We start from the raw sequence: 25,966 nt of genomic DNA, 5'->3' as shown, positions 1-25,966 counted from the left end.
AATATAAATTCCGTCAGTTTTAATTCGCGTTAGGACAAATTGATATCTAATCTATCTTTTTACAAAATTATATAATTTTAAAAGGGCATGATGGTTGTTTATTGCATAAAATAAACTACAAAAGATGTAGCGTATTTTCTTGAAAATCTAAGTAAAATTAAACATTCTGAAGTACTGAGAGTGAAACGTTGTGAAGAGTTTGCGTAAAATAATTGATGTCATTTTCGTGGCAATAATCAGCTTTTTTGTCTACCTTGCACCAGCGCAAGCAATAGAACCCGTTAAAATTTCCCCCCAAGATGCTGCTCTTGATCTTTCGAAGGCAATAGAGATTCATCGTACGAATAATTCGATCTTTAAAACAAGCACTACACCAAGAGCAGATGGAGTCGTATGGCGTATTGAGGTACAAGCAAAAAGCGAGAAATTTTCTGGTAACTGGGCAGTATTTTCGCTTGCGAATCCAACCGATGAACAAATTGACCGCCTCATCGTTGCACCCCATTATCGTATGGCTCATTCAGGCTTTCTTTGGCCAGATCTTGGATCATCTCGCATTCAATCCATAACTCCAAGTGAAGGCTTTTCACTTGACCGTCAATCCAGTGCAAACTCAGATATCTTTCGTATTACACTGAATCCTGGTGCAATCATTACGTTTGTTGCCGAACTTAACTCCGAAAACCTACCACAAATTTATTTATGGCAACCTGAAGCTTATAAAGATGCAATTAATTCTTATACTCTCTACCACGGTATTCTTCTCGGGATATCAGGTCTTTTGGCACTCTTATTAACTGTTTTATTCGTTGTTCGTGGAACAGGGCTATTTCCAGCAACAGCTGCTGTTGCTTGGGCAGTTCTTTTTTATATTGGAATTGACTTCAATTTTTTGAATAAGTTCTTTGCCATTACATTAGCAACACAACCAATTTGGCGTGCTGGAACAGAAGTAGCACTTGCTGCCACACTTTTCATTTTCCTTTTTACCTACTTATGTCTTAACCGTTGGCACTATCATTTCAGTTATGGTGCAATTGCATGGATAGTAGCTCTCTGCGGACTTGGAGCATTTGCTATTTATGATCCGGTTAGAGCATCTGGAATTGCTCGCTTATCATTTGGGCTCACCGCTATAATTGGCATTCCTCTTATCAGCTATTTTTCAATCCGAAGCTATGACCGTGCAATCATGCTTATACCAACATGGTTGCTTATCAGTCTCTGGTGTTTTGGAGCTTATGCCTGCATAGCAGGATATTTAGATAATGATATCATCCAACCAGCCTTAGCTGGTGGATTAGTACTCATTGTTCTTCTTATTAGCTTTACCGTCATGCAACAAACCTTCTCCAATGATGCATTCCATGAAGGAATATTTTCCGACCTTGAACAGCAAGTTCTGGCAGCAAAAGGAGCTGGAAATATTATTTGGGACTGGAATGTTGAGCGTGATCGAATTGTTGTGCATCCGGATATGACCGCACTCTTTGGCACTGAATCACACAAACTTAATGGTTCTATGCGCAATTGGATTTCAGCCTTGCACTACGATGACCGTGAACGTTTTCAAGCCATATTAGATATCATCCTAAAAAATAAAAAAGGACGTATTGATCAAATCTTTCGGCTTTCTTCTGGTGGTGGATATTATCATTGGTTTTCTCTTCGAGCTCGACCAGCTGTGCAAAAAAATGGAAAAATTACTCGTATCATTGGAACTATCGTTAATATTACTAACCATAAAAAAGCTGAAGAGCGCTTATTACATGATGCAATTCATGACAGTTTAACTGGCCTTCCAAATCAACAAATTTTCTTTGACCGATTACAAAACTATACTTCCTTAGCTAAGGTAAACATAAATATTAAACCAACCGTCTTTATGATTGATTTTGATAATTTTCGTCAAATTAACCGCAAATTAGGTACAGCTGTTGGTGACACTATTCTGCTCATAATTGCGCGTCGTTTGAGTCGTCTTATTAATTTTCAAGATACACTATCACGCCTTTCTGCTGACCGCTTTGCAATCATTTTACTTAGTGAGACTGAACCAAAAAAAATTGCAGAATTTGCAAATCATATACATAAAACAATATCAGCACCAATTTCACTTTCAGAAAAGAAAATTATACCTTCAATATCAATCGGTCTGGTTCCATGGAGTGAGAGAAGATCAACTGCTAAGGATATTTTTAATGATAGCGAATTAGCAATGATTCGCGCAAAACAAAAGGGGGGAAACCATATCGAACCCTTTCGCCCTAATTTCCGTACTCTTGGGCTTGAACATAACAACATGGGTCAAGATATTCGTCATGCAATAAAGAATAACGAAATGAAGATCCTGTACCATCCTATTTTAAATTTATCAGATGGACAGATAATTGGTTTCGAAACAATTGTAGAATGGCATCATCCTGATTATGGAAATTTGAATGTTCATGATTTTATCAAAATCGTTGAAAATGAACAAATTGTTATGGAATTAGCACAATTCATCATAGATAATGCTATTATTGATCTTACAAAGATACAAGAAAAGTTTTTTCAACAATCTTTTTTCGTTTCAATTAATTTACCCAGTGCGGAGATGGTGCATCCGAACTTTATAAGCCAGTTGCGCTCTACTTTGCTTCGTTATCCTCTGAACAAAGGACGCTTGATGATAGAGATATCTGAGTTTGTCTTAAGAAAAAACCCTGAACAATCAGCACATTTCCTTAAACAAATCAAAGCACTAGAAATAAACCTTGCACTAGATAATTTTGGAACAGGTTATTCATCACTAGCCTATCTTGTTCGTTACCCATTTGACATGGTTAAATTGGATCGCTCACTCATCTCAATCGATTTGCCCAAGAAAAAACTTGTTCTTAAGTCTATTATAAACATGGCTAAAGATCTTGATTTACAAATAATAGCAGAAGGTGTTGAAAGTGTAAAAGAAGCTATCTTCTTACGCCAAGAGGGTTGCAAATACGTTCAGAGCACACTTGTCACCAAACCAATTTCTATAGAAGAATTAATCACTCTCGTTCAAAGTCACTTCCCTTATAAGGTAAAGGCACAGAATAACGAAGTCTCATAGAATAGGGAATTCAAAAAGTAATGAAATTCTCTACGCATGTCCAATTTCAGAAATGAGATAAGTTGGGTTTATTCCCATGCGAACTAAGCTTTTATCATATTTGTGTTTCAAATCGCTTTCAAAAAGAAAACTAGGTGATGTAGGACTAATAAGCCAGCCATTTGTAGAAATTTCTGCCTCGAGCTGTCCCGCCTGCCATCCAGCATAGCCCAGTGCTACAAGTGCATGTCGAGGGCCTTGTTCGCAACTAATCGCTTTAAGTATATCAATAGTTGCAGTAAAACAGACCTTATCTGCGATCAGAATAGTTTCTTCACAAACATAATCATCAGAATGAAGTACAAAACCACGTGAAGGATCAACTGGCCCACCACAGCGTACAGGAAACGTTTTCATAGGCTCAGGAAGATATTTTTTTTGAAAACTATCTATTACACCAAGATGAAGCAAAAGCTCTGGAAAATCAATATTATGTAACTGATTAAGAATAATTCCCATTGCTCCAGCATCAGAATGTGCACAAATATAAATAACAGAACGAATAAAGCGTTTATCATCCATTCCAGGCATCGCTATAAGCAGCTGTCCATCTAAAAATCTATTACGCTGCTTTATCAATCTGTTATTCTCCATTAACCTACATGATTCAATTTAACTTGTATAAAAAATGAACTGTTTACTTTAATTGTTTACAATATACTCTTTAACACGTACACACTCCTAAATTTTCATTCTAACTTATTTAGGCTATTTCTATTTTACACGACATAGCACATTGTGAATTTAAAATAACTTTAAAAATAAGGGAAATGTTATTTACATAAAATACAAATTTTTCTAAACACAAACTATGCTAAAAAATACCCATTTTCACGATATTCAGAAATTGCTTTACGCGCTAATTCATCTGCTCGCTCGTTATCCATATGACCAGAATGCCCTTTTATCCAATGCCATTTAACAATATGATGAGCACATGCACTTTCGAGTGCTTGCCACAACTCTACATTTTTGACAGTTTTTTTTGAAGCAGTACGCCAATTATTTTTTTTCCAACTTGCAAGCCACAGAGATATACCGTTGCGAACATAAACTGAATCTGTATAGAGATTCACAAAGCAAGGTTCTTTCAATGATTTTAATGCACAAATCGCAGCCATAAGTTCCATTTTATTATTGGTTGTATGTGCTTCTCCACCGTAAAGCTCACGCTCATGACCATTCCAGCGTAAAATTGCTCCCCACCCTCCAATTCCAGGATTACCGGAACAAGCACCATCTGTATAAATTTCAACATTTTTTTTTCGATACGGCATCATAAAAAACCTAATTCACTTAATGAACTAACATTGCTGAAAAAACAAAGTTTGTGCCAATATTCCCACGGATCTTTCTTCATCACAAAACTATTCACTGGTGTATTAAAATAATCATAAAGGCGTGTAAGCAAAAAGCGCAAAGCAGCCCCCCGTGCCAGTAGAATAGTCGCATTTAGTTCTAAAGAAGATAATGGTCTGATTTTTTGATAATTTTCTAACAGCATACGTGCCTTAATTACATTATAAGAATGGCCATGCTCAAAACACCAAGCGCTCAAACAGATCGCTAAGTCATAAGCAAGAAAATCATTACAAGAAAAATAAAAATCTATGATACCAGAAAGACGATGATTTAAAAAAAACACATTATCATTAAACAAGTCGGCATGAATGATACCAGTTGGTAAGTTTGATGGCCAATTTTCCTCTAAAAAAGCCAATTCTGTATCAATTTTTTCTCCAAATGCTTTTAACAGAGGATCTTCCTTTGTTTGGCACGATTTCCATAATGGTCTCCAATCAAAAATAGAAAGTGTATTTTTTCTGCTGAATCCGAAACTTTGTCCCGCCAAATGCAATTTAGCCAAACCACTACCCACTTCACAACAATGGTGTACATCAGGTTGATGAACCCATTCTCCTTCAAGAAAAGTGATAACAGCAGCAGGACGTCCTGCTAACTCACCAATTATCATTCCATCATTTTGAATTACTGGTTGAGGACAAGAAATTCCCTGCTTTCCAAAATGCTGCATAAGGCTACAAAAAAAAGGCAAATCATCTTCCAAAATCCGCTTTTCATAAAGTGTTAAAATAAACTTCCCTTCTGTTGTATGAATTATAAAATTTGAATTTTCGATACCCTCTTCTATACCTTGATAGGATAGAAGAAAACCTATTGAATAACGCTTTAAAAAAAACTCCAAATCATCCCTACCAATCTTAGTATAGACTGCCATTATTTCTCTTTCATTCTAAATGTTAGTGCATCACAGTTTTTTGTTTGTTACCATATCAGACTGACCGTTAACAAATGCCATATCCTGAGACGTTAAAGCAACATCACGTAATTCACGATTGACCAAAAATTTTTCCGTTTCTACTGCAGTTTCAGCCAATTCTATTTTAACATCATAACGTTCACGAAAAGCTGCAATAATTTCATTAACGATACTTTCAGGAGCGGATGCTCCAGCCGAAAGACTAACAACTGAGAGGGAATCAAAATGATCAAAATCAATTTCATCGACAGATTGAACTAAAATAGACCGCCGTGCACCAAATTTTTCCGCTACTTCTACCAAACGTCGTGAATTAGATGAATTTGGTGCACCAACAATTAAAAATAAATCGCTTCCTAATGCCGCTGCTTTAACGGCATTTTGGCGATTTGTAGTAGCGTAACAAATTGATTCAGCAGCTGGAGCTTCTATCGTAGGAAACCGTCTTCTTAATACATCAAGAATCTTTGCTGTATCTTCAATGGAAAGTGTCGTTTGTGTTACAAATCCCAATTTTTCCGACTCACTCGGTTGATACCGCAAAGCATCTTCTACCGTTTCAATCAATGTAACAGTTTCTTTTTCAAGCTGCCCCATTGTTCCTATCACTTCAGGATGACCAGAATGACCAATTAATATAACATGACGACCGTAACGTCTGTGTCGTATCGCTTGCTTATGAACCTTAGAAACCAATGGACATGTTGCATCAAGATAAAATAAATTATAGTGACGTGCCTTTTCTAATACAGATTTAGGCACACCATGAGCAGAAAATACAACAGGTTGACTACGATAAACTTCCGGAATCTCATCAAGTTCTTCTACAAAAATTGCTCCACGTCGCTGCAATCCTTCAACAACGTAACGGTTATGTACAATTTCATGTCGAACATAAACTGGAGAACCATATTTTTTTAGTGCAAGAAGAACAATTTGAATAGCACGATCAACCCCTGCACAAAATCCACGTGGACCACAAAGGCGCATCGTTAAAGAGGGGTACACAGACATAAATCATCCTTGATATCCATAACCTTGAACCAAATATAAACGAACATGCTATACATGATATAAAAAGCGCGAAGAGACAAGCAAAATACCGTCATACAAATTGCGCTCAATGACACTAATGAAGTACTTTTATAGCACTCTGTAGCAAAAAAGTTATTTCAAGTTTGTTCTTTAATTCCATTATATTAGAGAATGATAAAGTACCAAACAAGAAATTCAATCAAAAGAATTCCAAATATAGCAGCCAAATAAAACAGTGAAAAGAAAAATACCTTTTTTGCCAGAAAAATAGTAGCATCGTGCGTATTAGCTTTCCACAAATGATACGAAAAATAGATAAAAATAAAACTCAAAATTGTTGAAAAAATACCATAAAAAATTCCAGCAAAACCTGTAAAAAAAGGCCCAGCAACACATATTGACATAAGAATAGTGTAGAGTAATATTTGCTTTTTTGTTGAATATTCACCCCGCACATTTGGCATCATCGGAATACCTGCTGCATCATAATCAAGCGATGCAAACAGAGAAAGAGACCAAAAATGCGGTGGCGTCCACATAAAAATAATTAAAAATAGTAAAAAACTATCAATACTCACTGTACCCGTTGCTGCTGCCCATCCAATCATAGGTGGGAAAGCACCTGCGGCCCCACCAATCACAATATTTTGTGGCGTAATACGTTTTAGCCAAATCGTGTAAATTACGACATAAAAGAAAATGGTAAAGGCAAGAAAGAATGCAGAAAACCAATTAGTAAAAATTCCCATGAAAAAAACTGAAAATAAGGAAAGAGATAAACCAAAAAAAAGCGCTCTACCACGGCTGATTCTGCCAGCAGGGATAGGGCGGTTTTTGGTACGTTCCATTACAGCATCGATATCAGCATCATACCACATGTTAAGTACTCCTGCACTACCACCACCTATAGCAATACACAAAATTGCCAAAAAAGCGTAAAAAGGGTGCATAGAAGAAGATGATACAATCAATCCAACCAAAGCTGTAAATACGACAAGCGCCATAACACGTGGTTTTAACAATGCAATATAATCACAAATACCAGACTTTAGTGGTGTAGATTTATCACACGCAGTTGACGATTCTCCTAAAACGGACATTCTATTCAAAGACCTTTTCTATTCTTGACATCTACAGACGAATACCTTCTAACACATGAAGCAACCAATTAATATTATAGATCTTTTGAAAGCCATACGAGGTCTCTCTTCTAGTATATACCCATTAGAAACAGATAGAACTCTTTGCAACAAAAATATACTTCTAAATGCACATTATTTCATGCATTTAGGATTATGGATGCCCTAGAAAAATAAAACATATCCTATCAAGGATGAGAAAACACAACTGTCCCATAAGATGCTATTTTTTTACTTTTTTTCGTGTATGTAAATAATATGGTTTGGCAAAACGTTGATTGTGTGTTACGATTTTTATTCGAAAATCAGTTGTGTTTTTTTGGTTTGAGTAGTTTTTTCTGTGGTACTGTTGAATTGCTAAAAAAAACTTTCTTTGTTGGTGCGGTTATGTGCGCACTTTATGGTGTTCTTCACAATATCTTTCCTGATCAGGCTGTCGCACAAATTTCTAACGTACAAGATGTTCCTGTACCACAGACTTATGGTGCATGGACAAGAATTTGTTCTCTTCCACTAGGTACCCTCAATATACAATGTGAAGCTGTGCAAGATATACAAATGCAGAATCGGCACGACATTACTCTTCGCGTGGTATTTTACAAACTTCCCAAAAGCCAAGGAGCATTGATGCGTATTTTCGTTCCGATTCGTGTTGAACTGCGCCCTGGAGTTGGTATTAAAATTGATGATAAAAATCTTGAAAAAATAGAGTATCGTCGTTGTCTCGGTGATAATTGCGTTGCAGAATCTCTTCTTAAAGGTGACGTTCTAAAACTTTTTTTAGAAGGTAAGGAAGCAACTTGTTTTATTTTTACAACACCAGAAAAAGGTGTCGGGGGAATCATCGATCTTCGTGGTCTTAAGGATGCCTATGCTGCCCTATAATAATTATAAAACTGCTTGCAAACATTAGCTTAACCTGCATATCAAACATTCTTTGCTACTTCTTAACTGAGAAAATAAAAAACCTCTGAATATAAAACAAGAATAGGATAACGTATGAAATCGTTAATTGATCATTTTGATGTTTCCCCCTCTAAAGTACAATCTCTTGTAGAAGACACTCTTTACAAATCCGATGATGGTGAACTTTACCTTGAATACACAGAAAGTGAAACTCTTTTATTTGACAATGGACAACTTAAAAACGGTTCGTTTCACCAAGATATAGGTTTTGGCCTACGTGTTGTTGCTGGAGAGGCAACAGGATACGCGCATTCTGGAGAATTATCAGTGGCTGCACTTAAACGCGCCAGCGAGGCTGCCAAAACTGTTACCTACAATAACTGTATAAAATCTTATAGCGCATCCCCCCAAAGAACAAACAAAAGACTCTATAAACCAAACAATCCCCTTGATGCTCCATCGTTTGAAGAAAAAAGTTTACTGTTACAAAAAATTGATGCCTATTTGCGTAAAAAAAATGATAACTTACACCAGGTTACTGTCTCTCTTTCTGGTTCACTTCAAAATATTGAAATCTTACGTGCAGATGGATATCTTGCTCGTGATATACGTCCTCTTGTACGACTTTCTATCTCTGTGATTGTAGCTGATGGTAATCGACGTGAAAATGGATTTTATGGCTGTGGTGGGCGACAAACATTTGATAAATTTATCGGAGAAGATAATTGGAAAAAAGCTGCAGATGAAGCTTTACGAATGGCTTTAGTAAATTTAGAAGCTGAAACTGCACCAGCAGGAACATTTGACATTGTGTTAGCTAATGGATGGCCTGGTGTTATGCTTCATGAAGCTGTTGGACATGGTTTAGAAGGAGATTTCAACCGTAAAAAAACATCTGCTTTCTCTGAACTTTTAGGCCAACAAGTTGCAGCAAAAGGAGTTACAATTGTTGATGATGGAACTATTCCTGAATGCCGTGGTTCAATAACCATTGACGATGAAGGAACACCTTCAGATTGTAATGTTCTTATTGACAATGGAATACTTGTTGGTTTTATGCAAGACAGGCTGAATGCCCGTCTCATGGGTGTTCGTCCAACTGGAAATGGACGACGTGAATCTTATGCGCATATACCAATACCGCGTATGACGAACACAATGATGCTTGGAGGAGATAAAACACCTGAAGAAATTTTATCCTCACTCAAAAACGGTATCTATGCTGTTTCATTTGGTGGAGGACAAGTTGACATAACTTCTGGAAAATTTGTCTTTGAATGTACCGAAGCCTATAGAGTAGAAAATGGCCAAATTTTAACACCAATAAAAGGCGCAACTCTCATCGGCAATGGACCAGAAGCTATGAAGCGCATTACATTGATTGGAAATGATAGCAAACTTGATAATGGCGTTGGTATGTGTGGAAAAGCCGGACAAAATGTTCCCGTTGGTGTCGGGCAGCCTCATCTACGAATTAATAATATGACAGTTGGAGGAACAGATCTTTCATAAAACACACAAAAAGTATTTAACTAAAAATTTTTCAATAGACTTCAAATAAACTTAAAGTTTCCAGCTTTTTTTTGTTTTATTCTTGCTTAAAATAGCAATGATTTCAACATGTGGCGACCACAAAAATTGATCGATAGGTATGACTTTTTCTACTATATATCCCCCTGCAATGAGAAGAGATAAATCACGAGCAAATGTAACAGGGTTACATGAAATAGCTACTACTTGTGGAATTGTTGTTTTAGCCAATTCACGTGCCTGTTTTTCCGCACCAGAACGTGGAGGATCAAAAATAGCACTATCAAAGCACTCAAGTTCTTTTGAAGACAGTGGATAACGAAAAAGATCACGTTTTTCATAAGTTACCGTTTTCAAACCAGTCGCAAAACGTGCTGCCTGATCTAAATTTGCTAACGCTGCTCCATCATTCTCAACCGCATGAACATTCATCTTTTTCGCCACACGCAAGGTAAAAGTTCCAACCCCTGAAAATAAATCGACAACATTCTTTGCCTTTTTTAAATGATCTAAAATAGTATTTCCCATGATATTCTCTGCCTCAACTGTCGCTTGCAAAAAACCACCAGGAGGTAGTTCAACACGGATATCTCCGAAATAAACAAACGGCTTTTCTTGCTCAACTAAAACTTCGCCTTCAACAGATAAGCGTTTAATCCCACAAGAAAGAGCTGTACGAACCATTTTCTGACGAATATTCTCATCCAAAACGATACAACCATACAAGGCAACATCTAAGCCATTCTCAACAGATGTTACCGTAGCATAAAAGCGTTCAGAATGATTGTTTAAAAGGGAACATAATATTCTAATATCGTCTAATTTGGATGTAATTTCTAAACACGTGACTGGACATTCCTCGAGGGTAACAACATCATGAGATGAATAACCATTAAAACCAAAATTATGATCTTTCCGGATCATCGATGACGTTAAAGTAATTCGTCTGCGACTATGATTTCCACACTCAATCAAAGGAGAGACAGCAACATCGAGTCCGTGTCCTTTTAGTGCAATAACGACCAGTTGCCGCTTCCAAGAGTGATAGGCAGTAGGATGCCAATGCTGAAGCATGCATCCTCCACATTTTTTAAAATGCTTGCAAATAGAATCAATGCGTTCTGACGATTTTTCTTTTAATTTGATAATTTTTCCATATTTTCCATGAAAAGAAATGTTAGCAACTTCTCTTGGTAAAGTGAAAGGAACATAAACTAAACCACGCGGAGTTTTAGCGACACCATAGCCACTCGCTCCAATATGATCAATGATCACGTCTTTTCCCACTCTTTTTCTCCAAACAAAAAAACATCCCTAATCCTTACAACTAGACGCTATTTACGTTCTAAACTCATAAAAAAACTTCATCTGTTTTTATTATTTCCTTGCCTTGCAACATTCCTTCTTTAACAATCGCCTTTTAACCATCTTTAAATCAAAGATTCGTCGATAAAACAGCTTAAAATCCTTTCGTAATGAAAAACAAAATGGGAAGTAGAAAAATTGATTGGTAACTTAAATTTTTTGTCTCAAACCCTAAAAATTAAGCATTCTTACAAGATCGTTATTCTTGCTACCAAGTAAATGTACAATAAACTAATTGTGGCCAACTTCAAACAATAAAAGCACATACGGCTCGTTACTTGAACGCACCTGCAAAACAATTTATTAACACACTAATATTAAAAACAATTCGTTAAGTTATCATCGTCAAATGAATACATGACATTCACCAGATTTTTCTAACCACAAAATACTCAACCTAATTTTGAGTAGAATTTAAAATACAATTTCAAAAGTGAAAATTTAACCCTTTCTAAACAATAATTTCACATCCTAATTTTCTGTACTGTCCGAATCTTACACCCTAAAGTATTAAAAACAGTGCTCACGATACCAGTTGCATCAAGCCTAATACGCGAAAAAGTTTTCTCTGGAGAACCATGACTTAAATACTCATCAGGAAAATTTAGTGTGCGAACTTTTAAACCATGATCTAAAAGTCCGTCTTGCGCTAAAAACTGTAGTAAGTGTGCTCCAAACCCACCTATTGATCCTTCTTCAATTGTCACTAATACTTCATGCTCACGAACCAAACGACGCATCAAATCTTTATCCAAAGGCTTAGCAAACCGTGCATCTGCAACAGTTGTTGATATTCCCTCTGCTGTCAGCTCGTCAGCTGCTGCTAACACTGCAGACAACCGCGTTCCAAAACAAACCAAAGCCACTCTGTTCCCTTCACACAAAATACGCCCTTTACCAATCTCAAGCAAATCACCTCGCTTCGGCAAATCCATTCCAAAACCTTCACCACGTGGATAACGAAAAGAAATTGGCCCTTGATCATAAGCTGCTGCTGTACGTACCATATGCATAAGCTCCACTTCATCAGAAGGAGCCATGACAACAAACTCAGGAAGAGCCGTTAAAAAAACAATATCAAAGCTTCCAGCATGTGTCGGCCCATCTGCTCCAACAAAACCAGCTCGATCAATTGCAAAACGCACTGGCAATTTTTGAATTGATACATCATGTATAATTTGATCATAAGCACGTTGTAAAAAAGTAGAATAAATTGCAACGAAAGGTTTATATCCCTCACAAGCAATACCTGAAGCAAAAGTCACAGCATGTTGCTCAGCAATACCAACATCAAACATCCTATTAGGAAACTTCTCAACGAAAGAATCAAGCCCTGTTCCCGTTGGCATGGCTGCTGTTATACTAACAATCTTATCGTCGTGCATAGCCTCTTCTATTAATGCCTTAGCAAATACCTTTGTATAAGACAGAATATTGCTTTGTGCCTCAACTTGCTTTCCTGTCAAAACATCAAAACGATTAACACCATGGTATTTATCAGAGGATGCTTCTGCCGGTGCATAGCCCTTTCCCTTACGTGTTACAACATGAACCAAAACAGGACCATTTGGATATTCCCGCACATTTTTTAAAACAGGTAATAAACTCCCAAGATCATGGCCATCTATCGGTCCAACATAGTAAAAGCCAAGCTCATCAAACAGAGTCCCTCCAACCAAAAAGCTACGTGCAAACTCTTCTGAACGACGTGCTTTATCAAAAAAGAATTTTGGTAATTTTTGACTCAAAATCTTTATTTGTTCGCGCAAACTGCGATAAGAAGGACGTGAAACTAATCGTGCAAGATGAGAGCTCAAAGCACCTGTAGGAGGTGCAATAGACATATCATTATCATTCAGAATAACAATCAAACGTGCATCCAAAGCGCCAGCGTTGTTCATCGCTTCATAAGCCATACCCGCAGACATAGCACCATCTCCAATGACAGAAATGATGTTCCTTCTCTTTTCCCCTTTTAACATACTGGCCATCACCATACCAAGACCAGCAGAAATAGAAGTAGAAGAGTGACCAGCACCAAATGGATCATAAATACTTTCTGAACGTTTTGTAAAACCCGATAATCCCCCATCTTGGCGCAACGTACGAATTTTATCTCTTCGACCAGTCAAAATCTTATGTGGATAAGTTTGATGCCCAACATCCCAAACAATCCTGTCATTCGGTGTGTCAAAAACATAATGAAGAGCAATTGTTAATTCAACAACACCAAGACCAGCACCAAGATGTCCCCCCGTTGTAGAAACAGCATCTATTGTCTCTGCTCGCAACTCATCCGCCAACTGAACTAAATCCGATTCAGGCAATGCCCGCAAATCCCGTGGCAAACAAACATGATCAAGCAATGGCGTTAATGGCCGAGACAAAAGGGACTCCTTGCATTATAAATACAGTTAAATTATGTTATAGATGTAGTTAAATAATGTATTTACACTTTTTTCACTTTTTCCACAGCGCGATGTATTTTACACTGGAATTCTTCATTTATTTAAGATGATCTATAGATTTTACTATTTTTAATTCATTTTTCGAGAGAAAATCAGTAAAAACATTCTTTGTAAATATAATTATGGAATCCCTATACATACAAATAAATCTCAAAAGATTATTTCATATTATTCAGGATCAAGCGACTCTACACCTTCCGGATGACCAGTATCTGAAAGTTTTATTTTCTCAACTTTAGCCTCAGCTGCTTTTAACAGTTTGTCACAATGATTTTTAAGAGCTTCACCTTGCTCATAAATATCAATTGACTTCTCTAAAGGAACATCCCCACGCTCTAAATTTTCGACAATTCTCTCAAGCTGTTTTAGCGCATCCTCAAAACTCAACGCAGAAATATCTTCCTTCTCAAACTCTTGTTTCATGAAATCCTCATAAAATATCTGTTCTAGATATACTAATTCCAAAACCCTCTAAACCGACATAATGCCGTTCTTTAGAAGCATAAACAATAACCGAACTAATCCCCAAATGCTTTAAAATTTGTGCTCCTAAACCAATTTGACGCCATTCTTCCTCTCGTTCAACTGCCTGAATATGATTTTCTGAACTTGCTGCTGTTATCTTCTGACTTCCAATAGCTGGCGAAATACCAACACCAACAGATCCTTCACGCAAATACACAAATACACCGCGTTTTTCTTCCTCTACCATACGTCTCATGATGGACATAATGTCCAAAGATTGGCCGAAGACATCATTCATAATATTTTCACGATGCAACCGTACAGGAATATCCTCTCCATCACGAATATCACCGAAAACGATTGCAACATGCTGGACTACTTCCCAAGGAAGTTGGTAGCTTTGAACAACAGCAGAACCTATCGGTGTTTCAATGGGCATCTCCCCAATATGCCTAATTAACATTTCTTTACGTTGGCGATAAGCGATAAGATCAGCAACCGTGATCACATGTAATCGGTGGTCTTTCGCAAATTTTATAACCTCCTCTCCATGCTTAACACTGCCATCATCATTGACTAACTCACCAATGACGCCAACAAGCGGTAAACCAGCTAATTTACATAAATCAACAGCAGCCTCAGTGTGCCCTGAACGCATGAGAACTCCCCCTTCGTGCGCAATCAAAGGGAAAATATGGCCTGGACGGATAAAATCATTAGCAACAGCATTTGGATTAGCAAGATTTCGAACTGCTAATGCACGGTCGTATGCCGAAATTCCTGTCGTTATTCCATGTTTAAAGTCAACAGTAACAGTAAATTGGGTGCGATGCACTGAATTATTTTCTAAAACCATAGGAGAAAGATTAAACCGCTGTGCTTCTTTTACTGGCATAGGCGCACACACGATACCCGTTGTATGGCGAATGATAAACGCCATCTTTTCTTCTGTGCAATGAACAGCTGCAACAATTAAATCCCCTTCGTTTTCGCGATTAGCGTCATCTGTAACTACGACGATTTCACCGCATTCAAAAGCTCGAATAGCAGAAACAATTTTTTTTTGATCGTACGTCATAATTTACCTTTTGAATCAACCAATCTGACCACGATGTCTCAAATAATGATCAGCAATAACACAAGCAACCATTGCTTCACCAATAGGAACCGCACGAATTCCAACGCACGGATCATGCCGCCCTTTTGTTACAACATTTACATCATTACCATAAACATCAATGGAACGTTGAGGAATCAAAATCGACGAAGCAGGTTTAACAGCAAAACGCGCAATAATTGGCTGTCCATTTGATATTCCACCTAAGATACCGCCAGCGTGATTGGATAAAAAAACTGGTTTTCCATCACTTCCTATTTGCATTTCATCTGCATTTTCCTCACCTGTTAGTTGAGCAACTGCAAAACCATCACCAATTTCAACACCTTTAACTGCATTGATAGACATTAGCAATGATGCAATATCTTGATCAAGTTTTGCATAAATAGGTGCTCCCAAACCAGCTGGAACATTTTCTGCAACAATCTCAACAACAGCTCCAGCAGATGATCCAGATTTACGAATCTTATCTATATAACTAGAAAAAATAGGCACAGCCTCAGAATCAGGAGAAAAAAAGGGATTGTTATCAACTTCTGCCCAATCCCAACGATCACGATCAATACTATGAGGACCAACCGCTATCACAGCTCCTCGTACGATCAAATTAGGGACAACCTTACGAGCGATAGCAGCTGCTGCGACACGTGCAACTGTTTCACGAGCTGAAGCACGCCCACCACCAAAATGATCACGAATACCATATTTGATGTCGTAGGTATAATCTGCATGCCCTGGACGATATTTGTGAACAATTGTACTATAATCTCTAGAACGTTGATCCATGTTTCGAATCAACATTGAAATTGGAGTTCCTGTCGTCATCAACGTCTCCCCATCATCCTGAGGCACAACTCCTGAAAGGATCTCAACTTTATCTAATTCTCGACGCTGTGTCGTATATTTTGATTGCCCTGGTTTTCGTTTATCAAGATATGCCTGAATTTCTGCAACAGTAAAAACAATTCCTGGAGGGCAACCATCAACGACACAGCCAAGCGCAACACCATGACTTTCACCCCACGTTGTCACGCGAAATAAATGACCAAATGTGTTATGCGACATAAAAAACGTCCCGTTTCTTTTTTGAGTATAAACAATTTTAGTATGTGCAAAACCATCCGTAGCCCAATATGACCAGAAAATATCACACCAATTTGTAAAACACTCATAAAATTACGATGAACAGACAAAACCTCATAAACTAAACCCTAATCTTTAACGACAGAAATATCTGGTGCATCAACAGCCTTCATACCTATGATATTGTAACCAGAATCTACATGATGCACTTCACCTGTAACAGAACGAGATAAATCCGAGAGGAAGTACAGAGCAGAATCACCAACTTCTTCAATTGTCACCGTACGGCGTAAAGGAGTATTGTATTCATTCCATTTTAAAATATAACGAAAATCACCAATACCAGAAGCTGCTAATGTTTTTATTGGCCCTGCGGACACAGCATTAACACGAATATTTTTTGGCCCTAAGTCTACAGCAAGATATTTCACACTAGCCTCAAGAGCAGCCTTTGCAACCCCCATGACATTATAATTTGGAACTACTTTTTCCGCACCATAATAGGTCAGTGTTAAAATTGAACCACCACCTGGCATTAATTTTTCCGCACGCCGAGTAATAGCTGTTAATGAATAAACGGAGATATTCATAGTCATCATGAAATTTGATTCACTGACATCAACATAACGACCATTTAATTCATCTTTATTAGAAAAGCCAATAGCATGAACCAAAAAATCAAGCCCACCCCACTCTCTTTCTATTTTACTAAAGACTGCATCGATAGATTCACCATCAGAAACATCGCAATGACCGCATATGACCCCCCTCAATTCTTCAGCTAAAGGCTCAACACGCCTTCTCATCGCCTCTCCTTGATAAGTAAAAGCAAGCTCTGCTCCTGCCGCACTGGCCGACTTAGCTATCCCCCAAGCAATAGAGCGATTATTCGCAAGCCCTAAAATTAGACCACGCTTCCCGCATAATAAACCGTTACTATTAGCCATTAGCACTGCCTCATTGCTGTTAGAAATCAACATCATCTACTTGCCTATGACATAGGTTGACTTTTTCTTCAAGCAATTGGTTTTAAATTGAATAAAAACTGTATGTTTATACAATAAAAATTAACCTTTTTGCATCTGTAAAAATTGCTCTAATGCAGAATCTCTACCTTCTGGAAGCATGATACGAACATGTACATAAAGATCATCTCTTTTTCCATTTTTCAAGCGAAGACCTTTTTCTTTTAGACGTAAAACGCGATCAGAACTCGACCATGCAGGAATCGTTAAAACCACACGCCCTTCTAAGGTTTCAATTTCTTCCTTTGCTCCCAGAACAGCATGTCTAAGGGAAACTGGCAAATCAACATGAAGTTCTCTTCCTTCAACCCGAAAACGAGGATGTTTCTGAACATGAATAGTTACTAACGCATCTCCTGCTTTTCCACAAGAAACTTCTTCTCCTTGACCTTTCAAACGAATTATTTGACCATCTTCAACATAGTCTGGAAGTTTAATTTTTAATTTTTTTCCATTAGGAAAAACCGCTTCTACTTTTTCTGCACCAACCATCTGCTCCAATGTTACTGAAAGACTGGCACGAACATGTACCCCTTGTTGAGGATAATTATTATACTGAGCAGAGTTTGAAAATCTTTCTCCCTTTCCAAATATATCACGAAAAATATCGCCAGCATCAAAACCTGTACCCCCTGAAAAATCGAAATCGAACCCCTTTGCACCTCCTGCAAAAGAATTATGCCTATTTCTAAAATTTCTATCGGCACCATAACTATAGGCTTGATGAAGTGGCCTTCCCTCCATATCAATTTCACCACGATCAAATTGTGCTTTTTTGTCTTTATCGCCTATAATTTCATAAGCTTGATTAATTTCAGAAAACTTTTCTTTAGCATTTATATCGCCCATATTATGATCGGGATGATACTTTTTTGCCAATCTTCTGAATGCAGATTTAATCTCTTGCGGTTTCGCAGTACGTTCTACACCTAAAATCGTGTAGGGATCGCGCATGTTGCCCTCTTTTCAATCTTTTTGTTTTTAACATATAAACTAATACATTATCCAATATTATTTACAGCCTTATCGGTCATTTCATGTGAGTAATTTTTCTCTTATTTATATGTCTATAAAGTAACTAAAATACCAGATAAGATAGACATTTTTGTTTATTAAGAAAGAACCACTACTTTATTTCTTGATGATAAAGCATAAAAGTAAATCAAGAAACGTCTTACACTCACTAACAATCGGAGATATCATGGCAAATAAAGTACAGGAAAATGATGATTTTATGCGCATACAAAAACCCTTTGAACTTTTTGCAAATTGGTTTGAAGAAGCAAAATCAAATGAAATAAACGATCACAATGCTATGGCATTAGCAACAGTTGACGAAACAGGATTACCCAATGTTCGTATGGTTCTTCTCAAAAATTTTAATCCCCAAGGATTTGTCTTCTATACTAATTATGATAGTTGCAAAGGACAAGAAATTTTAAAATCAATGAAAGCATCCTTAGGTTTCCACTGGAAATCTCTCCGCCGTCAGATAAGAATTAGAGGAATAGTAGAAACTGTGAGTGCTAAAGAAGCAGATGAATATTTTCAGTCGCGACCACGCGGTAGCCAAATTGGTGCATGGGCATCTAGACAATCGCAGCCATTAGAAAATCGTTTTACCCTAGAAAAAGAAATTGCTAAATATACTGCACGTTATGCGGTAGGAAATATTCCGCGTCCGCCTTATTGGTCTGGGTTCCGTGTGAAGCCTCTCTCCATCGAATTTTGGTGCGATCGTCCGTTTCGTTTGCACGATCGCCTACTCTTTACACGAGATTCTATTGAACATGTAGATTGGAAAAGGAAGAAGCTTTATCCTTAATTCTGCAAACTTTAAGTGTGCAACCTTTTCTTATATGACGGTTTAAAATTCTCCATAATATACTGTTTAATCATAAATATTAATCTAAACAGAATTAATCTAAACAGAAGAAATATACCCTCTGTGCAGCTTACATTAACAATATTTTAAATTGCCCCACAATCTTCACAATAAGAGAGGATTTCACAACATAGAAGTAAATAAACCTTTCTTTACTGAAACTATATAATATGCGATTTTGCTTTATCTTGCTGCTCCTAAGCCACAAAGCCAAATATGCTCCATATACCACCACATATCAAACCAGCAAAAATCAAAAAACCAACGAATGAATTAGATTTGAAAAGCTTTAGGCACTGTGAACTATCATCTATATTGATAACTTTAATTTGAACAAACATGTGAACACCTGCAACAAAAAGACCCCAGAAGCTAAGAATGGGGACTTTTGCCAAATAAAACGCCAACCCGACAAGTATCACAAAACCACTATACAAGAATATCAACGCATACTTAGTTCTTTTCCCAAAAAGAAGAGCAGTTGAAAGAACACCAACTGTAGCATCATCTTCCTTGTCTTGATGAGCATAAATTGTGTCATAACCTATCGTCCACAAAATTGATCCTACATAAAGTAAGATCGGAGCCAAACTTAAGCTCCCACATACAACTGCCCATCCCATTAATGCTCCCCAATTAAATGCTATACCTAAAAAAAATTGAGGCCAATATGTCACGCGTTTCATAAAAGGATAAATAGCAACTGCTACCAATGATGAAATACCTAGAAAAAAACTGAACGTATTAAATTGAGATAAAATACCTAACCCCACTAAACACTGCACTAGTATAAAAACTTTTGCTTGAAATCGACTCACATGACCTGTTGGCAATGGACGAGAACGTGTCCGTTCTACCTGAGAATCAATCTTATGGTCAACGAGATCGTTCCAAGTGCACCCTGCTCCCCGCATAGCTATGGATCCTAGAAAAAAAAGAAAAAGATACCAAATCCAATTAATCAACATTGCTAAACGAGGCAATTGGAATATCTCGTCAGAAAGAAAAGCCATGGTTATTGACCAAAAACAAGGCCACATCAATAACTGCCAACCAACCGGTCTATCCCAACGTGCCAACTGAGCATAAAACCATAAAGAACATGGAAGAAAATAGTAAACCCACTGTTTGGAGGATGCATCCATAACCCGTCCTTGGCTCTTACAGGATTGAATATGTGCAATATTTTTACTTTTTTTCATCAAATTATTTCACCTTTAATCTTGCGATATGAGCATTTCATTCTTATGACAAGAAAATTGATTCAATTATCTTCTGTAGTAGGAGCATACAATGAACATTCTTCTTATCGGCTCAGGCGGACGTGAACATGCTTTAGCATGGAAAATTGCAGCATCACCACTGCTAAAGAAATTATATTGTGCTCCTGGAAATCCTGCAACAATGGAATTTGGTGAAAACATTGATTTAAACATTGATGATCATTCTCTCGTCATTGATTTTTGTAAACTGCATTCAATTGATCTTGTTATCGTTGGACCAGAAGTACCTTTGGTAGCAGGCATAACAGACGCCCTTAACGAAGCCAATATCTGTGTATTTGGCCCCACGAAAAAAGCTGCTCAGCTGGAAGGTTCCAAGGCTTTTACAAAAGATTTATGCCGTAAAAATAACATTCCTACAGGAACCTACCAATGCTTTAATGATGCTTTAAAAGCAAAATCTTACATCAATCAACAAGGAGTTCCTATTGTTATTAAAACTGATGGCTTAGCTGCTGGTAAAGGTGTTGTTGTTGCTACAACAATGGAGGAGGCATTTAATGCAGTTGATGCTTGTTTTAAAAATAGTAACACACAAATAAAAATTGTTGTTGAATCATTCCTTGATGGTGAAGAAGCAAGCTTCTTTTGTCTTTGTGATGGTAAAATTGCTATTCCCTTTGAATCTGCTCAAGACCATAAACGTGTCGGTGATGGCGATACTGGAGCCAACACTGGCGGCATGGGCGCCTATTCTCCAGCTCCTATAATGACTCAGAAAATGATTGATCGTACCCTCAAAGAAATCGTTGAGCCAACTCTACGTAGCATGAATGAAATGGATGCTCCTTTTAAAGGTATTCTTTTCGTTGGATTGATGATAACATCAAAAGGGCCACATTTAATAGAATTTAACGTGCGATTTGGTGATCCTGAATGTCAAGTTTTGATGATGCGACTTAAAGATGATCTTCTTCCAATTCTTCTCGCCGCAGCAAAAGGAAATCTTGAAAAAAAATCTCTTACGTGGTCTGAAAAAACTGCTTTGACTGTTGTTATGGCTGCGAAAGGTTACCCGAATTTCCCTCAAAATGGCACTGTCATCCGCAATGTTGATAAGGTAAATGCTCTTCCTCATGTGAAAGTTTTTCAAGCCGGTACAAAATTGCACAATGGAGAATTAATCTCTAGTGGTGGACGCGTCTTAAACATAACAGCAATGGGAAAGAATGTTACGCAAGCACAAAAGCGTGCCTATGAGGCCGTTGATTGTATAAATTGGCCAGAAGGTTTCGTCCGTCGCGACATTGGATGGCGAGCTGTCGCACGAGAAAAATACAATCTGTAGTCATTTATTTTCATAACGTTGTGGATTTAAAACAACAGCATGATGTATAAGATCTTCTGATCTCTATGTGTATTTTCATACAAAGCCATTAATTACAGTCAATAAAAGTTCCGAGCGCAGCTAAACTGATAATTTGTAAAAATATACAAAAAATTAATGCATATTAGCACTGCTGAAACACATGCCTATTGGCAATTAACAAACTTAAACCTAATGAATTTCTATATCGAAGAAAAAAATGTCCATGTTTTAAATGTAGTGTTGTACAAAAAAAACGACGTAAGTCAGAATGGTCTTTGATTGCTATAATACTATTCTCTTCACTTATCATCAGCATGGGAAGACCATAAATATCCACCCACGATCGCCAATCTAAAAGAACATTATTGAGATCTCTAGAAACTAAAAGCGGGATACAAAACTCCTCATTATCATGAAGCAGTTCCAATGCAACAGCTCTCTCTCCTGAAATGGTTTGCACTATGCGCGCCGAAATTCCTTTGAAATGATCAGCCGATACTAAACATGATAAACTTGAGAAAGAATCTATTTTAAAAAAAGAACCGCGTTCACTAAGCAAACAAGTCATTTGACTGCCAGTCTTGGATGAAAAATACGTTGTCGTATGCGGTAAATGACACGGATCTAACCGAAATTCAAGCCCTGCTTTCACCTGATTAAAACATTGATTAACCATGTACAGTATCCCAATTCTATCTTAACAACATACACTATCTAATAGCCTTTTCTCATTGAATTATTAGAAGATTAAATAAAAAACAACTGCTTTACTTCTCGGTTATTGAAATCTAAACAAAAACATGCAACGTAACTTTCTACTCTTGAATCACAAGATCTTTCCAGGATTCATAATTCCTAAAGGATCGAATATTTTTTTGATTTTCTTCATAATGTCTAATGCAACGGGTGATTTAAAAATACGGAGCTCCTCACACTTAAGCTGACCAATACCATGCTCAGCAGAAAATGTACCCTGATAGCGCATAACAAGGTCATAAATACAGCGATTCATTTTTGTCCGTAATTGCAAAAACGCCGTAGTATCAGATTCAACAGGCTGCGTAATATTGTAATGTAAATTACCATCACCCATATGACCAAAACAAACAACTCGCGCACCTGGAACAATATTCTCAACAATAACAGCAGCCTCAGAAATAAAATTCGGAATATAAGGGATAGGCACTGCAATGTCGTGCTTAATAGACGCTCCTGCTTGCTTTTGCGCGTATGACATGCTCTCACGCAATTGCCAAAAAAAATCTTGTTGCTTTAAGGATTGAGCGATCACAGCATCCTCTATTACAGTGTATTTCAAAGCCTTGTCTAAAATAGCACTTAATACCGATAATGCCTCATAATCTCCCTGAAACGATACAATATTAATTAATGCGTACCACTCATGCTCTTGTCCAAAAAGAGAATTCTTGGATTCCTTATAATCTAAAGCCATCCGAAAGCTAAGTTTGTTCATAATCTCAAAACCAGTTAACATTTTTCTACCACAGCATTGTGCATGAGATAGCAATTCAAGAGCCTTTTTCGGACTGGACAAACCTACAAAAGCAACTGCCTTTCCCTTCGGCTTTGGAAAAAGCTTTAGAACAGCTGCGGTTATAATTCCTAAAGTGCCCTCTGCACCGATAAAAATATTTTTTAAATCATAACCACTGTTGTCTTTCTTCAAGAAACGCAAATCATCCAAAATACTGCCATCAGGCAAAACAACTTCTAAACCAAGACAAAGTTCACGGATATTACCATAAGCTAAGACAGCTGTTCCTCCAGCATTTGATGAAAGGTTTCCTCCTATCTGGCAAGAGCCCTCTGAACCTAAAGAAAGAGGGAAAAGACGATCCAATTCATCCGCTTTTTTTTGTAAAGTATGTAAAATTACACCCGCCTCTACAACAGCAAAATTACCATCACAATTAATACATCTAATCTTGTTTAAACGCTCCATGGATAAAATAACGTTACTCCCACTTTTATCTGGCTGCTGTCCACCAACAAGGCCTGTATTTCCTCCATGAGGCACTATCGGTATGCGCATTTGGCTAGCTAATTGCATAATTGACGAGACTTCTTCCTTAGAAGATGGCCGCAAAAGCAATTTGCTCTCTCCATGAAAAAGTCCTCGCTCTTCAACTAAATATGGTGCAATTAATTCCTGATCTGTTATGGTATGCGTAGAACCAACAATTTTTCTAAAGCGCTCAATTAAATCATGCTCCATATTTATTCCTCCTTTGGAGCAGCAGCACGCATCAAACGATCATTAATGGCCTCTCCTAATCCATAAAAAGGGATGGGTTCTACTGCGATACATCTTACTTTAAGTGAATCTAATTTCTTCATATACTGAAACAAATGAAACGCAGCTTCCTCTGGCAACCCATTTTCGCTAAGATTTAAAACAGAAACAGCATTTTCAACACACATGGCACGTTTAGAACCAAATGCTAAAAGTGCTTCTCCACTTTCCACTTTTTGTACATTCAAACGAACCTTAGCACTGGGTGCATAGTGTGACTTTAACATACCCGGAGCTTCAATTTCCACTAACGGATCCAATCTTTTCAGCGATTTTTTAGTGACTTTTTCAATTTCTTCAGAAGCTAGCCCACCAGGACGTAAAAGATAAACATCCCCACCATAAATTTTAATAATAGTTGATTCCAACCCTATTTTAGAAGACCCCCCATCAATAATTAAAGGAACAGATGTCCCTAAAGATGCAAAAACGGCTTCGGCTGAAGTAGGGCTAAGGCATCCAGACTGATTTGCACTGGGAGCAGCTAAAGGTCTATCTAAATCTCGTACAATTTTTGCAAAATCACTATCTGGAAAACGAACGGCTAATGTATTAAGACCAGAAGTTGTTAAAGGATGAATATTATGATGCTTCTTTAAAGGCAAGATAAATGTCAAAGGCCCCGGCCAAAACGCTTCCATTAACAGATGTGAAAGAGAATCAATTTCCACATAGCGTTCTGCCATAGCAATATCGCTCACGTGTACAATAAGGGGATTAAACTGCGGTCGCTTTTTTGTAGAGAAAATAGAAGCCACTGCTCTTCCATTAGTTGCATCACCAGCTAATCCATAAACGGTTTCCGTTGGAACAGCCACTAATCTTCCATGCTCAAGAAGTGTAACAGCCTCTTTTATTGAAGTACTATTGAGAGGCATAATTGTCACGAAATGTCACTCCTATATTTTTTTATTGGTGCAAAACTATAACGATGTAATCCCAAAACTGGCCCATATTTATCAAGAGCTGCACGATGTTTTTGTGTTGCATAACCCACATGCTTTTCTAGACCATAACTTTTATAAACTTGTCCAGCACATTTCATCATTCGATCACGTGTCACTTTAGCAATAATAGATGCTGCAGCAATCGACACAGAACGCTGATCTCCTTTAATTAAAGCTGAGGCTGGACATGGTAAATGAAGCGGAACATCACGTCCATCAACCAATACGTAGTGGGCTGGAACTGATAACCCTACGATACAACGGTGCATTGCTTCTAAAGTTGCTTTTCTGATATCAGATTGATCAATTGTGTGGGCACAAAGACTGGCAATTGAAACCGAGAAGGAGTTTCTCAAAATTTCATAGTAAAGTCTACTTCTTTGTCGAACAGAAAGCTTTTTTGAGTCATTTAACCCATGCGGAATGCGATCTTTATCTAAAATTACTGCCGCTGCTACCACAGGACCAGCAAGAGGACCACGTCCAACTTCATCAACACCTGCTATATGAAAAAAACCACGCTTCTGCAAATATAATTCGCAAGAAAAATTTGGTTTAAGCGGTAAATCAAATACATCTGACAAGTTATCTATGTGATAAGACATATAATTTATTTTGCACCACTGCCTGTTCGCTGTAATCTCCGTAGGGGAAATTTCCTGCCACCCACATCCCCATATC

22 protein-coding genes are annotated in these 25,966 nt (G+C 37.5%); 5 read left to right on the top strand and 17 right to left on the bottom strand.

Features of this window, described 5'->3' with window-relative positions; genetic code table 11:
• Nucleotides 1-190 precede the first annotated feature (190 nt).
• Entirely contained in the window at nucleotides 191-3,094 is a 2,904-nt protein-coding gene (locus V4P54_RS01040) for an EAL domain-containing protein (protein ID WP_455477309.1), read from the top strand.
• A 30-nt stretch (nucleotides 3,095-3,124) separates the two neighbouring features.
• Here the strand turns inward: V4P54_RS01040 and V4P54_RS01035 are convergent, their stop codons facing one another.
• The 5 genes from V4P54_RS01035 to cyoE form a co-directional block, all read right to left on the bottom strand.
• Nucleotides 3,125-3,709, bottom strand: coding sequence for a YqgE/AlgH family protein (locus V4P54_RS01035; RefSeq protein ID WP_455477646.1), 585 nt, complete (start codon nucleotides 3,707-3,709; stop codon nucleotides 3,125-3,127).
• A gap of 233 nt (nucleotides 3,710-3,942) precedes the next feature.
• Nucleotides 3,943-4,410, bottom strand: coding sequence for a ribonuclease HI (rnhA, locus tag V4P54_RS01030; protein ID WP_455477645.1), 468 nt, complete (start codon nucleotides 4,408-4,410; stop codon nucleotides 3,943-3,945).
• Complete coding sequence (locus V4P54_RS01025) at nucleotides 4,410-5,372, bottom strand: homoserine kinase (protein ID WP_455477308.1); 963 nt, start codon at nucleotides 5,370-5,372, stop codon at nucleotides 4,410-4,412. The genes rnhA and V4P54_RS01025 overlap by 1 nt, the downstream gene beginning before the upstream one ends.
• Nucleotides 5,373-5,402: 30 nt before the next feature.
• Complete coding sequence (ispH, locus tag V4P54_RS01020; protein ID WP_455477307.1) at nucleotides 5,403-6,428, bottom strand: 4-hydroxy-3-methylbut-2-enyl diphosphate reductase; 1,026 nt, start codon at nucleotides 6,426-6,428, stop codon at nucleotides 5,403-5,405.
• Nucleotides 6,429-6,613: 185 nt separating this feature from the next.
• Complete coding sequence (gene cyoE / locus V4P54_RS01015) at nucleotides 6,614-7,549, bottom strand: heme o synthase (RefSeq protein WP_455477306.1); 936 nt, start codon at nucleotides 7,547-7,549, stop codon at nucleotides 6,614-6,616.
• A 426-nt stretch (nucleotides 7,550-7,975) separates the two neighbouring features.
• Between cyoE and V4P54_RS01010 the strand changes: the two genes are divergently transcribed.
• Nucleotides 7,976-8,473 carry an invasion associated locus B family protein gene (locus V4P54_RS01010; RefSeq protein WP_455477644.1) on the top strand — a complete coding sequence of 166 codons (498 nt, stop codon included), beginning with the start codon at nucleotides 7,976-7,978 and terminating at the stop codon, nucleotides 8,471-8,473.
• 114 nt (nucleotides 8,474-8,587) lie between these two features.
• A complete protein-coding gene (tldD, locus tag V4P54_RS01005; RefSeq protein ID WP_455477305.1) occupies nucleotides 8,588-10,006 on the top strand; it encodes a metalloprotease TldD in 1,419 nt (472 codons plus the stop codon).
• Nucleotides 10,007-10,057: 51 nt separating this feature from the next.
• Here tldD and V4P54_RS01000 read toward each other — a convergent pair whose 3' ends face one another.
• From V4P54_RS01000 to V4P54_RS00970, 7 genes are all read right to left on the bottom strand, one after another.
• Nucleotides 10,058-11,311 (bottom strand): class I SAM-dependent RNA methyltransferase, encoded by a 1,254-nt coding sequence (locus V4P54_RS01000; RefSeq protein WP_455477304.1) that lies wholly within the window; start codon nucleotides 11,309-11,311, stop codon nucleotides 10,058-10,060.
• 542 nt (nucleotides 11,312-11,853) lie between these two features.
• Nucleotides 11,854-13,776 (bottom strand): 1-deoxy-D-xylulose-5-phosphate synthase, encoded by a 1,923-nt coding sequence (dxs, locus tag V4P54_RS00995; RefSeq protein ID WP_455477303.1) that lies wholly within the window; start codon nucleotides 13,774-13,776, stop codon nucleotides 11,854-11,856.
• 249 nt (nucleotides 13,777-14,025) lie between these two features.
• Nucleotides 14,026-14,280, bottom strand: coding sequence for an exodeoxyribonuclease VII small subunit (locus tag V4P54_RS00990; protein WP_455477302.1), 255 nt, complete (start codon nucleotides 14,278-14,280; stop codon nucleotides 14,026-14,028).
• Between the two features lie 7 nt (nucleotides 14,281-14,287).
• Nucleotides 14,288-15,400, bottom strand: coding sequence for a 3,4-dihydroxy-2-butanone-4-phosphate synthase (gene ribB, locus V4P54_RS00985; protein ID WP_455477301.1), 1,113 nt, complete (start codon nucleotides 15,398-15,400; stop codon nucleotides 14,288-14,290).
• Between the two features lie 15 nt (nucleotides 15,401-15,415).
• On the bottom strand, nucleotides 15,416-16,504 hold the full coding sequence (aroC, locus tag V4P54_RS00980; protein ID WP_455477300.1) for a chorismate synthase: 1,089 nt from the start codon (nucleotides 16,502-16,504) through the stop codon (nucleotides 15,416-15,418).
• 146 nt (nucleotides 16,505-16,650) lie between these two features.
• On the bottom strand, nucleotides 16,651-17,469 hold the full coding sequence (gene fabI / locus V4P54_RS00975; protein WP_455477643.1) for an enoyl-ACP reductase FabI: 819 nt from the start codon (nucleotides 17,467-17,469) through the stop codon (nucleotides 16,651-16,653).
• Between the two features lie 120 nt (nucleotides 17,470-17,589).
• Nucleotides 17,590-18,501 (bottom strand): DnaJ C-terminal domain-containing protein, encoded by a 912-nt coding sequence (locus V4P54_RS00970; RefSeq protein WP_455477299.1) that lies wholly within the window; start codon nucleotides 18,499-18,501, stop codon nucleotides 17,590-17,592.
• Between the two features lie 247 nt (nucleotides 18,502-18,748).
• Here V4P54_RS00970 and pdxH point away from each other — a divergent pair, with 247 nt between their 5' ends.
• On the top strand, nucleotides 18,749-19,372 hold the full coding sequence (gene pdxH, locus V4P54_RS00965; protein WP_455477298.1) for a pyridoxamine 5'-phosphate oxidase: 624 nt from the start codon (nucleotides 18,749-18,751) through the stop codon (nucleotides 19,370-19,372).
• Between the two features lie 257 nt (nucleotides 19,373-19,629).
• On the opposite strand, the gene ubiA is transcribed toward pdxH, so the two are convergent.
• A complete protein-coding gene (gene ubiA / locus V4P54_RS00960; protein ID WP_455477297.1) occupies nucleotides 19,630-20,634 on the bottom strand; it encodes a 4-hydroxybenzoate octaprenyltransferase in 1,005 nt (334 codons plus the stop codon).
• Between the two features lie 91 nt (nucleotides 20,635-20,725).
• On the opposite strand from ubiA, the gene purD reads away from it, so the two are divergent.
• Nucleotides 20,726-22,003: a phosphoribosylamine--glycine ligase gene (purD, locus tag V4P54_RS00955; RefSeq protein WP_455477296.1), complete on the top strand. Its 1,278-nt coding sequence runs from the start codon at nucleotides 20,726-20,728 to the stop codon at nucleotides 22,001-22,003.
• A 163-nt stretch (nucleotides 22,004-22,166) separates the two neighbouring features.
• Here purD and V4P54_RS00950 read toward each other — a convergent pair whose 3' ends face one another.
• From V4P54_RS00950 to V4P54_RS00935, 4 genes are all read right to left on the bottom strand, one after another.
• On the bottom strand, nucleotides 22,167-22,700 hold the full coding sequence (locus tag V4P54_RS00950; RefSeq protein ID WP_455477295.1) for a DUF6101 family protein: 534 nt from the start codon (nucleotides 22,698-22,700) through the stop codon (nucleotides 22,167-22,169).
• 150 nt (nucleotides 22,701-22,850) lie between these two features.
• Complete coding sequence (locus V4P54_RS00945) at nucleotides 22,851-24,260, bottom strand: FAD-binding oxidoreductase (RefSeq protein ID WP_455477294.1); 1,410 nt, start codon at nucleotides 24,258-24,260, stop codon at nucleotides 22,851-22,853.
• A 2-nt stretch (nucleotides 24,261-24,262) separates the two neighbouring features.
• The gene (locus V4P54_RS00940; protein WP_455477293.1) at nucleotides 24,263-25,225 is read right to left on the bottom strand and encodes an L-threonylcarbamoyladenylate synthase; all 963 of its coding nucleotides are present in this window, start codon (nucleotides 25,223-25,225) and stop codon (nucleotides 24,263-24,265) included.
• Nucleotides 25,222-25,890 carry a ribonuclease HII gene (locus V4P54_RS00935; protein ID WP_455477292.1) on the bottom strand — a complete coding sequence of 223 codons (669 nt, stop codon included), beginning with the start codon at nucleotides 25,888-25,890 and terminating at the stop codon, nucleotides 25,222-25,224. Before V4P54_RS00935 ends, V4P54_RS00940 begins: the two co-directional genes overlap by 4 nt.
• Nucleotides 25,891-25,966 lie beyond the last annotated feature (76 nt).

The organism is Bartonella sp. B41 (assembly GCF_053795765.1).
Note: the sequence above shows the minus strand (reverse complement) of the source record. Positions and strands in the feature narration are given on the sequence as shown.